Origin of the sequence: Geobacter sp. AOG1, from assembly GCF_019972315.1 — a bacterium.
GTDB lineage: Bacteria > Desulfobacterota > Desulfuromonadia > Geobacterales > Geobacteraceae > Geomobilimonas.
In genome coordinates this window covers 960,773-971,807 of the sequence record NZ_BLIZ01000001.1, presented here as the reverse complement: position 1 = coordinate 971,807, position 11,035 = coordinate 960,773, and the positions used below count along the sequence as shown (strand labels likewise).

10 protein-coding genes are annotated in these 11,035 nt (G+C 56.6%); 3 read left to right on the top strand and 7 right to left on the bottom strand.

Going from position 1 to position 11,035, the window contains the following annotated elements; genetic code table 11:
* Nucleotides 1-413: 413 nt before the first annotated feature.
* The 7 genes from rsmG to rpmH all read right to left on the bottom strand — a co-directional run bounded on the left by rsmG (nt 414) and on the right by rpmH (nt 6,888).
* Entirely contained in the window at nt 414-1,067 is a 654-nt protein-coding gene (gene rsmG, locus LDN04_RS04375; RefSeq protein ID WP_223906790.1) for a 16S rRNA (guanine(527)-N(7))-methyltransferase RsmG, read from the bottom strand.
* On the bottom strand, nt 1,064-2,944 hold the full coding sequence (gene mnmG / locus LDN04_RS04370; protein WP_223913334.1) for a tRNA uridine-5-carboxymethylaminomethyl(34) synthesis enzyme MnmG: 1,881 nt from the start codon (nt 2,942-2,944) through the stop codon (nt 1,064-1,066). Before mnmG ends, rsmG begins: the two co-directional genes overlap by 4 nt.
* A 242-nt stretch (nt 2,945-3,186) precedes the next feature.
* Nucleotides 3,187-4,557: a tRNA uridine-5-carboxymethylaminomethyl(34) synthesis GTPase MnmE gene (gene mnmE / locus LDN04_RS04365; RefSeq protein ID WP_223906788.1), complete on the bottom strand. Its 1,371-nt coding sequence runs from the start codon at nt 4,555-4,557 to the stop codon at nt 3,187-3,189.
* An 8-nt stretch (nt 4,558-4,565) separates the two neighbouring features.
* Nucleotides 4,566-6,161, bottom strand: a complete 1,596-nt coding sequence (yidC, locus tag LDN04_RS04360; RefSeq protein ID WP_223906785.1) for a membrane protein insertase YidC — start codon at nt 6,159-6,161, stop codon at nt 4,566-4,568.
* Nucleotides 6,162-6,177: 16 nt separating this feature from the next.
* Nucleotides 6,178-6,390, bottom strand: coding sequence for a membrane protein insertion efficiency factor YidD (yidD, locus tag LDN04_RS04355; protein ID WP_223906783.1), 213 nt, complete (start codon nt 6,388-6,390; stop codon nt 6,178-6,180).
* Entirely contained in the window at nt 6,384-6,728 is a 345-nt protein-coding gene (rnpA, locus tag LDN04_RS04350) for a ribonuclease P protein component (protein WP_223906781.1), read from the bottom strand. Before rnpA ends, yidD begins: the two co-directional genes overlap by 7 nt.
* A gap of 10 nt (nt 6,729-6,738) precedes the next feature.
* Nucleotides 6,739-6,888 (bottom strand): 50S ribosomal protein L34, encoded by a 150-nt coding sequence (rpmH, locus tag LDN04_RS04345; protein WP_223906779.1) that lies wholly within the window; start codon nt 6,886-6,888, stop codon nt 6,739-6,741.
* Between the two features lie 268 nt (nt 6,889-7,156).
* Between rpmH and dnaA the strand changes: the two genes are divergently transcribed.
* The 3 genes from dnaA to recF all read left to right on the top strand — a co-directional run bounded on the left by dnaA (nt 7,157) and on the right by recF (nt 11,031).
* Entirely contained in the window at nt 7,157-8,506 is a 1,350-nt protein-coding gene (dnaA, locus tag LDN04_RS04340; protein WP_223906775.1) for a chromosomal replication initiator protein DnaA, read from the top strand.
* 220 nt (nt 8,507-8,726) lie between these two features.
* The gene (gene dnaN, locus LDN04_RS04335; protein WP_223906772.1) at nt 8,727-9,845 is read left to right on the top strand and encodes a DNA polymerase III subunit beta; all 1,119 of its coding nucleotides are present in this window, start codon (nt 8,727-8,729) and stop codon (nt 9,843-9,845) included.
* Nucleotides 9,846-9,930: 85 nt separating this feature from the next.
* The gene (gene recF / locus LDN04_RS04330) at nt 9,931-11,031 is read left to right on the top strand and encodes a DNA replication/repair protein RecF (RefSeq protein ID WP_223906769.1); all 1,101 of its coding nucleotides are present in this window, start codon (nt 9,931-9,933) and stop codon (nt 11,029-11,031) included.
* Nucleotides 11,032-11,035: the final 4 nt, after the last annotated feature.

Genomic DNA, 11,035 nt, shown 5'->3' with positions numbered 1-11,035 from the left:
AAATACTGGCCAAGTCCCGAATTAGTAAACAAGGGTTTTCAAAACTGCTTATGTTATCCGAAAATAATTAGTCGCATTTTACATAATACGAAAACGCTTTATGTGCAAGAAATATACACATCCCCAGTTCCCGGCCGGAAATTTCAATCTGGAAGAGATCAATTTTTTGCACAAAATTAAGGCAGAATACGGCTTTCAAATTTCGATTTTGACAGCTTTTTTCGTAACGAGCTAGGGAAAGGGTTTCGCGGATGGTCGCGGCGGCTTACGGCAAGGATTTGGTGTAAATATTAGAATTTCGGGTTTTGGGCGCTTTTCAGGGTGATCGGGGAGTGGTCTCGGCAGGGGATGGGTGGCAAATCACCCTGTCTCTCTTTGAGAGCATTTTTGCACTAAGCGCTGATGTGGAAAATTTAAAACCGCTCGATGATGACCAGTGACCTTGCATCGCCGCTGACCGGGAGGGTAAATTCCATGACCTCGACCACCCGGGCACCCATGTCGATCAGGGGGTGCTCGGCGGCACGCGCTTCGTCCTTCCCCCCCCTCCCCTTCATGGCGACGATTTTTCCCGACCCCTTGATGAGGGGGAGTGCCATCCGGACGAAGGTGGGGATGTCGGAAAAGGCGCGGGAAACGACCCAGTCGAAATGGCCGGCGTAGTTTACGGCCAGCTCTTCACCCCGGACGTGGAGCGCGTCAAAGTGATGGAGGCCGAGAAGCCGCGCGGCGTGGCGCTGGAAGATGATCTTCTTCTCCACCGCGTCGACAGAGACGACGTGCAGGTCATGACAGGCGATCTTGACGGGAAGTGCGGGGAACCCTCCCCCCGAACCGATGTCGAGAAGTGACCCCTTGGAGCCGATGGCCCTGAGGAGGGTAAGAGAATCGAGGAAATGCTTGACGACGATATCCTCGTCCCCCCGGATGGCGGTGAGGTTGATCTTGCGGCTCCACTTGGTGAGCTCGGTGGCCAGCTGGTAAAACTTCCCCAGTTCGGCACTGGTGAGCTGAAGCCCAAGCTGCGTCAGACCTCGGCTGAACAGCTCCTTCGCCCGCTCGTTCACTGGCTGCTCCGGACCTTGAGAGCTATGGCGACGATGCCTACGGCGGCCGGGGTGACACCGGAGATACGAGAGGCCTGCCCCAGGGTGTCGGGGCGGAACTTCTGGAGCTTTTCCCGCACTTCGGCGGTGATGCCCGCCAGCACTGCGTAGTCGAAGTCGGCCGGTATCCGTGTGTGCTCCATCTTTTTGCTCCGCTCCACCTGTTCCAGCTGCCGGTCGATGTACCCCTGGTATTTCACCTGGATCTCCACCTGCTCCTGGACCTGGTGTGGCACCTCGGCCGACGCGGCGTCGAAGCGGGCCAGCTCTCCATAGGTGATGTCGGGACGCCGCAGAAGCTGCTCCAGGGTGACCGCGTTCTGCAGATCGGTGAAGCCGAACTCCGCCTTGATCGTTTCGTCCATCTCGGAGCGGACCAGCCGGGTCTCCCGCACCCGTGCCAGTTCGGTCCCAATCAGTTCCCTCTTCCGGAGGAACCGCCCGTACTCATTTTCCCGCACCAGTCCTATTTCGTGACCCTTTTCCCGCAGCCGCAAGTCCGCGTTGTCCTCCCGCAGGAGCAGCCGGTATTCGGCACGGGAGGTGAACATCCGATACGGCTCACGGGTGCCGAGGGTGACCAGGTCGTCGATCATGACGCCGATATAGGCATCGCTCCGGTCTAGCAGCAGCGGCTCCCGGCCCCGCACCCTGAGGGCAGCGTTGATCCCGGCCATGAGCCCTTGGGCAGCCGCCTCCTCGTAACCGGAGGTGCCGTTGATCTGGCCGGCATGGTAGAGGTTTCCGAGCAGCTTGGTCTCCAGGGAGGCATGGAGCTGGATCGGATCCACATAGTCGTACTCGATGGCGTAGGCGGGGCGCATGATCTCCACCCGTTCCAGTCCCTCGATGCTCCGGTAGAAGGCGAACTGCACGTCGATGGGGAGGGAGGTAGAGAGGCCGGATGGATAGACCTCCACCGTCTCCCGTCCTTCTGGCTCAATAAAGGTCTGGTGCCGGCTCTTGTCCGGAAAGCGGACCACCTTGTCCTCGATGGAAGGGCAGTAGCGGGGGCCGATCCCTTCGATGATCCCGGCATAGAGAGGTGACCGGTCGAGTCCACCCCGGATGATGTCGTGGGAGCGCTCGTTTGTGTAGGCGATGTGGCACGGGACCTGGGGCTGGTCGATCCGCTCGGTGGAGAAGGAGAAGGGGATCGGTGGATCGTCGCCGTACTGGGGCTCCAGGCGGCTGAAGTCGATGGTCCGGCCGTCGAGCCGGGCGGGTGTCCCGGTCTTGAGTCGGCCGACGTTGAACCCCAGGTCACGCAGCTGGTCGGAAAGGCCGATGGCGGGGAGGTCTCCTGCCCTGCCGCCGGGGTAGTGGGTAAGGCCGATGTGGATGAGCCCCCGCATGAATGTGCCGGTAGTGAGGATGACGGTGACACCAATGAAGCTTACCCCCGCCTTGGTGTCCACGCCGACTACCCTCCCCTCCTCTATACGGAGTCCGATCACCTCCCCCTGCTTCAGGTCCAGGTTCGGCTCCGACTCCAGGACATGCTTCATCCGGAGCCGGTAGAGTTGCTTGTCCGCCTGGGCACGGGAGGCACGGACCGCCGGACCCTTGCGGGTGTTGAGTATCCGGAACTGGATGCCGGTGGCGTCGATGTTCTTGCCCATCTCGCCACCCAGGGCATCGATCTCCTTGACCAGATGCCCCTTGGCCAGGCCGCCGATGGCCGGGTTGCAGGACATGAGGGCAATGGCATCAAGGTTGATGGTCAGGAGCAGCGTGCGGCATCCCATGCGCGCGGCGGCAAGGGCCGCCTCGCAACCGGCGTGCCCGGCACCGACTACTATCACTTCGTATTTCTTATCGTAAACGATCACCTGCAGACTCCACAATTACGCACTACGCAGAACGCGGCCTAAGAGCCGCGCGTTATCCACCGTCCATACTACCGAAAACCATCTCTCCGCGCAAAGGGAAATAAATAATCCGGTTCGGGTGGCCACACAGGGCCGCAAACAAAGTCTCGCCAACCACGTTCCACAACGTCCCTCACGGGACACTGTATCCCAACCACAAAACCACACCCTGCAAGGGATCAGGCAAAACGTTCCACGTGGAACATTTGCTATTTCCCGATGCAGAACCGCTGGAAGATGAGGTCAAGGATATCATCGGAGGTCGTTTCGCCGGTCACCTCGCCGACGGCCTGGAGGGCATCCCGGAGGTCTATTGCAAGAATCTCAACCGTCTCACCCACCGCCAGATTCATGCGAAAACGGTCGAGCGCGTCCCGCCCCTTAGCCAAAGCATCCCGCTGCCTGGCCTGGGAGATAGCCACATACTCCCTGCTGTCCACCGCACCGTCCCGGAGAAAGAGATCGTGGATCATCTGGCGCAGGCCATCAACCCCTTCGCCAGTCAGGGTGGAAATCTCCATCGTCGGCACCCCTTGCAACTGAGACGGCAGCTCGATGGTTACTGCCAGGTCTGTCTTGTTTTTGACGAGAATGAAGCGCCGATCTGCCAGGTTGTCAAAAAGAAGCTGATCCTCACTGTCAAACGGTCGGGAGACATCCACCATGAAAAGGACCAGGTCCGCCTGGGGAATCTTCTCGAGAGTCAGCCGCACCCCCTCCTGCTCCACCACGTCAACCGCCTCCCGGATGCCCGCCGTATCCAGAAGCCGAACCGGCAGACCGCGGATATTGATCACCTCTTCGATGATGTCGCGGGTGGTGCCAGGTATGGCAGTGACAATGGCCCGCTTTTCTCTGAGAAGGGTGTTGAGGAGGCTCGACTTCCCCACGTTCGGCTTCCCCGCCAAGAGAACCGCAACTCCTTCCCGCAGTACCCTCCCCTCCCGATAGCCGGCGAGGAGCTCTCCCATACCGGTTGCGGCGTTCTCGACGCGCCGGGCAATCTCGTCATAGTCGGCCGGTGGGATGTCCTCCTCGGGAAAATCGATGTAGGCTTCCAGGAGCGCCAGGGCGTTGACAACCTCTTCCTTGAGGATTCCGATCCGCTGTGACAGAAGGCCTTCACGTTGGTGCTGCGCCAAGGCCAGGGCCGTTTCGGTCTTGCTCCGAATCACCTCGATGACCGCTTCCGCCTGGATCAGGTCGATCCGGCCATTGAGAAACGCGCGGCGGGTAAATTCTCCCGGCTCGGCCAAGCGGGTCCCCAGCCGGAGAACCAGGTCAAGAATCTTCTGTACTACCAACGACCCACCATGACAATGGATCTCCAACACGTCCTCACGGGTGTAGGAACGGGGCGCCCGCATGAGGACGAGCATCACTTCGTCAATGACGCTCCCCGTCCCGGGCTCGGCGAGGCAGCCATAATAAAAACGGTGGCTTTGCAGGCCACCGTCTGTCGTACCACGGAAAAGTTGTGTCGCAACCTGCAAAGCCGCATCACCGCTAACCCGGATGATGCCGATCCCCCCTTCGCCAACAGGGGTGCTGATGGCCGCGATGGTGTCCTTGACGTACATACCCTTACCTATTTGGCCTCAGCCTCGCGCAGCGATTTGTTGATGTACATCTGCTGGGCGATGGTCAGGATGTTATTGACCAGCCAATAGAGGACCAGACCGGACGGAAAATTGAGGAACATGAAGGTGAAGACGACGGGGAGCGCCAGCATCATCTTTGCCTGTACCGGGTCCATATTGGTCGGGGTCATCTTCTGCTGAATGAACATGGTCGCCCCCATGATGATGGGAGTCACATAGTAAGGGTCCTTGCCGGCAAGGTCGGTTATCCAGAGCATGAACGGGGCGTGGCGAAGCTCTATGGAGAACATGAGCGCCTTGTAGAGGGCGAAGAAGACGGGAATCTGAACGACCATGGGGAGGCAGCCGCCCATGGGATTGACCTTGTGGGTCTGATAAAGCTCCATGATCGCCTTGTTCATCGCATCCCGGTCGTTCTTGAATTTCTCCCGCAGCTCGGTCATCTTCGGCTGGAGCTTCTGCATCTCCTTCATGGACTTGTAGCTCTTATGGGTCAGGGGGAAGAAGATCAGCTTAAGAATGACCGTTATGATAATGATCGCCACCCCGTAGTTGTGCGTGTAGCCATGGAAAAACTTGAGAGCATGGAGGAGCGGTTTGGCCAGCATGGAAAACCAGCCGAGATCGATAACCGCTTCGAGCCGGCTCCCTTGAGCCTTAAGTACATCAAGGGATTTGGGGCCGATGAAGATTTTGTCGGCAACAACGGCAGTACCGCCAGGCGCCACGTTGAGTGGTGGAGAGATAATGGTGGTGTCTACGTAGCCGTTTGCATTGGCAATGGCCACAGCAGCGATGCTCCCCTCTTTGGCCAGCACCCCACTGAAGAAATATTTGTCTCCGAACCCGGTCCAGAGAATATTCTTTGAATACTGTTTCGCCCCCTTGAGAAGGTCTTTGACCTTCGGTGCGTCGACAGCGTCGTCCGTCAGGGTTACGGGGCCGTGGACCTCAAAACGGCTGTCTCCTGCCGTCGTGTCGGCCCTGTTTTTCAATTGCAGCTGAACGACCGCATTGGAGAGACCACTCCGGCTCGACAGTTGCTGCTCCAGATCAATTGCATAGCCATCACCAGCGAACGTAAAAACCTTGCGCAGTTGATTACCCTGGGGGGAGGTCCAGACGAACGTAAGGGACTTCCGCTCACCCTTCGCCACCTTCAGGGTATCGGCATCGACCGAGAAGACGGCCGCGATGGGAAGCCCGATAGCGGGAGCAACCGTTGCGAAGTTATAATTGACCGGGCTGTTCTCGGTCAGCAGCGTTTCCTGTTTCGACCCAGCTACAGCCGACTCCTTGTATTGTTTGAGGACGATCTTCCTGAGTGCGCCGCCGGCTGTTGAGAAGACTGCCGTGTAGGTATCGGTCTCAACCGTGACATCCTTTGCCGCAAGATTGGCAACCGGAGCAAGGAGGTCCGGAGCTTTAACCGAAGACGCTATGACCGGGGCGGTGCTTACGCTAGAAACCTGCTTCTGCACGGCCTTGACCGGTGCAGTCGGTTTCGGCGTCGGAAATATGAGGGAATAACCGTACAGTACGGCAATGGACAACACAACGGCTATGAGGGCACGCTTTTCCATGGTATCTCCTAAATGGCTACTTTACGGGATCGTACCCGCCCGGATGGAACGGATGACACTTCAGCAGGCGCATCATGGTCAGTACTACCCCCTTGACGACGCCATGACGCTCCAGTGCTTGAATTGAGTAATGGGAACAGGTGGGATAAAAACGGCAGGTGCTCCCCTTCAGGGGAGAAACGAAGCGCTGATAGACAACAATGCTGCGGACGATAAATGATTTCAACATTGTTTGCCGAGTGAGCGGCGGAGTACCGGGATCAAGTCCTGACAGACCCCCTGGTAATCGAGCCGCTCGGCCCCTCTTTTGGCAATGATCGAATAATCTGCCTGGTGAAACAACTCTTTGTGCTGACGGTAAAATTCCCTGACCAGCCGCTTGATGCGATTTCGCACCACCGCATTGCCGACCTTGCGGCTTGCGGTTATGCCGACTCGAGTAACGGTACTGCCGGAGGGGAGGAGGAGAATAATAAAATGAACACTGTGGTACTTGTGCCCCTGCCGGGAAACCGCCAGGAAATCGGGTCGCTTTCTCAGACGCTCGGTTTTGGGAAACCCGATCACCTGGGACGGATTACTTGGCAGCGATGGTGACGGCGAGCCGCTTTCTCCCCTTGGCACGACGACGCTTGATGACCAGACGGCCATTTTTAGTGGACATGCGGACAAGAAACCCATGGGTTCTTTTCCGTGACGTATTACTCGGCTGAAATGTTCTTTTCATGTGTTTGTAACTCCTTGCTTATACTAATAGGGAACTGAATTATTAACCATACCCACCATAAAAAGTCAAGGACAAATTTACCTGACGTCCAAATATTTAACCTTGCAAATTACCGGCTCGTCTGGTAGTCTGCATGGCGCTATAGCGCATATCATCATTAGACCCCAGTAAACCATCTAAGTATCCTATTTTACACGAATAATTTTATCAACACCTGTTGATATCCCTGTGTAAAACCTACGTTATTTTCAATCAAAAAGGTAGCTGTATGGAAAAAGTCTGGCTCGAAGCCCAGGGAAATATAGAGAAGGTGCTTACTCCCCAGACTTTCAACACCTGGATCCGGCCCATCAGGTTCGGCAGCGCCACCTCCTCGTCTCTCATTCTCGAAGTGCCGAACAAATTCATCAAGGAATGGGTAACGGAAAAATACCTCTCCATGATCCAGGAGGCAGTCTCCGCCCTTGCCGAGACCCCTTGCCAGATAGAGTTCAGACTGGAAGAGAAAACCGAGGACGTAAAGTCCCTCGAACCGGTAAAACCGGGCGAAAAACCCGGCAGTTCGAGCGGGCGGGAAAAAGCCAGGCCGGGCGACCCGACGTCCAACCTCAATCCCAAGTATACCTTCGAAACCTTCGTCTGCGGCAGCAGCAACCAGTTTGCCCATGCAGCGTCCCAGGCTGTTGCCAACAAGCCAGCCAGCAACTATAATCCGCTCTTCATCTATGGAGGAGTCGGTCTCGGCAAAACACACCTGCTCTGTGCCATCGGCAACCAGATCCATGCCAAGAACGGTAAGGCCCGGGTCTGTTACTACACGTCCGAAAAATTCATGAACGAGATGATCAATTGCATCCGTTACAAGAAGATGGACGAGTTCCGCAACAAGTTTCGGAAAATGGACGTCCTCCTCATCGACGACATTCAGTTCATGGCGGGCAAGGAAGCTACCCAGGAGGAGTTTTTCCACACCTTCAACTCCCTCTATGAGTCACACAAACAGATCGTGGTCACGTCGGACAAATTTCCCAAGGACATTCCCCAACTAGAGGAGCGGCTCCGCTCCCGGTTCGAGTGGGGCCTTATCGCCGACATCCAGCCCCCCGACATCGAAACCAAGGTGGCCATCCTTAAAAAGAAGGCGGAACTCAACGCCATCAACCTTCCCGACGACGTGGCCATGTTTCTCGGCACCAGTTCCACGAGTAATGTCCGGGAACTTGAGGGGATGCTGATCCGCCTTGGCGCCTTCGCCAGCCTGACCGGCAACGAGATTACTCTTACCATGGCCCGGGAAGTCCTGAAGGATATCATCGTCGACAAATCCCGGGACGTGACGGTGGAAATGATCCAGAAATACGTAGCAGACCAGTTCAGAATCAAGCTGAGTGAAATGAAATCGGACAAGCGGCTCAAAACACTGGTGGTCCCCCGCCAGATAGCCATTTACCTGTGCCGGGAGCTCACCAAGTCATCATACCCGGAGATCGGCGAAAAATTCGGCGGCAAGGACCATTCGACCATAATCTATTCCATGAAGAAGATCGAACGGCAACTTAGCCAGGACCTTGAACTGAAAACAACCGTAGAAAACCTGAAGCGGGGACTGTTGAGCTGAGGGGGTATTCCCTGTGTATTTCTCCCCTGCCCCTGTGGAGAAAAAAGCCGCCTGTGCATAATCGTCGCAAAGTGGCCCGTCTTTCGTAAAGTTCTTAACACTCCCGGTGACCGATCAGCCGGAGGTTCGGGTCGCTTATCCACATATCCACAGGCACTACTAACTACTGCTAAAAAGAATTTCTTTATATAATATACAAGACACTGTTCATGGAGGAGACATGGAATTTAAAATCGACAAAGACACCTTCTTGAAGGCCTTGCAAAAAATCCAGGGAATTGTCGAAAAAAGAAACACCATGCCAATACTTTCCAACGTCCTTATCGAGGCAAGCGAGGACCGGATCCAGGTTACCGCCACCGACCTGGAAGTCGGCATGCGCAGTTCCTATCCGACTACGGTCGTTAGAGACGGAAAGATCACCGTCTCAGCCAAGAAGATTTACGAAATCATCAAGGAACTCTCCGACCAGGAAATCACCTTTTCCACCAAGGAAAACGACTGGGTGGAAATACGGAGCGGCAAGGCCCGGTTCAATATCGTCGGACTCTCCCCCGAGGAATTCCCCTATTTCCCCAAGATCAACGACGACAGCTTCCTCGCAGTGAGCACCACCATGCTCAGGGAGATGATCGAACATACCTCCTACGCCATCTGCCATGACGAGACCAAGTACAATCTCAATGGCATCCTCGTTCGTACGGCCACCGAGGGGGGGCGAACCCTCCTCCGCATGGTTGCCACCGACGGCCACCGCCTGTCGGTCAGCGAAAAGGAGTTGGCCGGAACCACGGCAAGCGAGCTGGGGAATGGCGTGATATTCCCCAAAAAAGGGATTTACGAACTGAAACGGATGGCCGAAGAAGAGGGTGACCAGATATTCCTCGGTTTCATGGACAATAGCGCGGTTTGCAAGAAAGGTACTACCGTCGTGGTCATGCGCCTCGTGGACGGTGAATTTCCCGACTACACCAAGGTCATCCCGGTGAGTAACGACAGGCTCGTCACCCTCAACCGGGAAGATCTGCTGCATTCCCTGCGCCGGATGGCCATTCTTTCCAGCGAGAAGTTCAAAGGAATAAAATTCGACGTGAAGGACGGCAAGGTGGAGATTTCATCCAGCAATCCAGAACTGGGTGATGCATCAGAAGAACTGGAAGCGATCTACAGTGGCGACGACCTGACCATCCGCTTCAATGCCCGCTACCTGATCGATGTCCTGACGGTGCTCCCAACTTCCCAGGTAGAGTTGCTGCTGCGGGATGAGATGTCCCCTGCCATCGTCCGGCCGGCTGCAACGGAAGGATTTCTTGCGGTTATCATGCCGATGCGGCTCTGATCGGTTGGTTTGTCGCAGCCCGGCGGCAGGCACAACAAAGGCCACTCTTGACAGGAGCGGCCTTTTTCACGGATGATGGAGCGCGATGAAGCTCAACAGACTGTCCATCGCCGCTTTCCGCAATCTCCAGCAGGTCGAGTTCAATCCCGGGGAGCGTTTCAATATACTCCATGGCAATAACGCCCAGGGAAAGACCAATCTGCTGGAGTCGATCTATCTGCTCGGCACCATGAAATCCTTCCGTCATGCCAGGAACCGGGACCTGATCACCTGGCAGGCTCCCCACGGCATCATCCGGGGGTGGGTGGAACGGGATGGGGTGACGCGGGAGATAGCCCTTCTCCTGGAGCGGGAGGGGAAGAAGGCGCGCATCGATCAGAAGCTGGTGACCCGGTTGACAGATTTCTTCGGGAGTCTCAACGTGGTGGTGTTCGCCCCGGAAGAACTCGCCATGCTCAAGGGATCGCCGGAGGCACGCCGGCGCTACCTGGACCGGGCCGTTTTCAGTGGCAGCCCGACCTATATCCTGCTCTACCACGACTATTACCGGCTCCTGAAAAACCGCAACGCCCTCCTCAAAACGGGGGACATGACGGGCCTGGATATATGGAGCGAACAGCTGGCGGATGCGGGAGCCCGCCTGGCAAGGGAACGGATTGCCTATCTTGCAGACATCGAACCGCTCCTGCAGGATTACTATCGGACCATTGCCGGCACGGGGGAAACAGTAGGCATCGGCTACCGGCCACATGGCATTGAACGGGAAGCGCTGATAGCCGATGGCAGGAACGCCATTCTGGCGGGGCTGGAACGGTCCGCCCACGAAGAGCGGCGCCACGGGACGACTGCAGTCGGCCCCCACCGGGACGACCTGGAGTTTCTCCTCGATGGCCGGCTCCTGAAGCTCCATGCCTCCCAAGGGCAGCAGCGCAGCTTCATTTTGGCGCTCAAGATGGCGGAAATAGAGTACCTGCAGCGGACCTTCGGCGCCCCCCCTATCCTGCTCCTCGATGACATGACGTCGGAACTGGATGGAGAGCGGAATCGTAATCTGCTCGGGTTTTTGCAGCAGAAAGAGATGCAGGTTTTCATCACGACCACGAGCCTTCGGAACATCATGTTCGACGGTATGGATCATCACACGACCTTTCACGTGGAACAGGGAAAGGTCATCACCCAGAGGTAAAATT

What these genes read in the sequence shown, in the direction of transcription:
- rpmH (WP_223906779.1), bottom strand. Translation starts at nt 6,888, where the DNA reads ATGAAAAGAACATTTCAGCCGAGTAATACGTCACGGAAAAGAACCCAT.
- dnaA (WP_223906775.1), top strand. Translation starts at nt 7,157, where the DNA reads ATGGAAAAAGTCTGGCTCGAAGCCCAGGGAAATATAGAGAAGGTGCTT.
- yidC (WP_223906785.1), bottom strand. Translation starts at nt 6,161, where the DNA reads ATGGAAAAGCGTGCCCTCATAGCCGTTGTGTTGTCCATTGCCGTACTG.
- mnmE (WP_223906788.1), bottom strand. Translation starts at nt 4,557, where the DNA reads ATGTACGTCAAGGACACCATCGCGGCCATCAGCACCCCTGTTGGCGAA.
- dnaN (WP_223906772.1), top strand. Translation starts at nt 8,727, where the DNA reads ATGGAATTTAAAATCGACAAAGACACCTTCTTGAAGGCCTTGCAAAAA.
- recF (WP_223906769.1), top strand. Translation starts at nt 9,931, where the DNA reads ATGAAGCTCAACAGACTGTCCATCGCCGCTTTCCGCAATCTCCAGCAG.
- yidD (WP_223906783.1), bottom strand. Translation starts at nt 6,390, where the DNA reads ATGTTGAAATCATTTATCGTCCGCAGCATTGTTGTCTATCAGCGCTTC.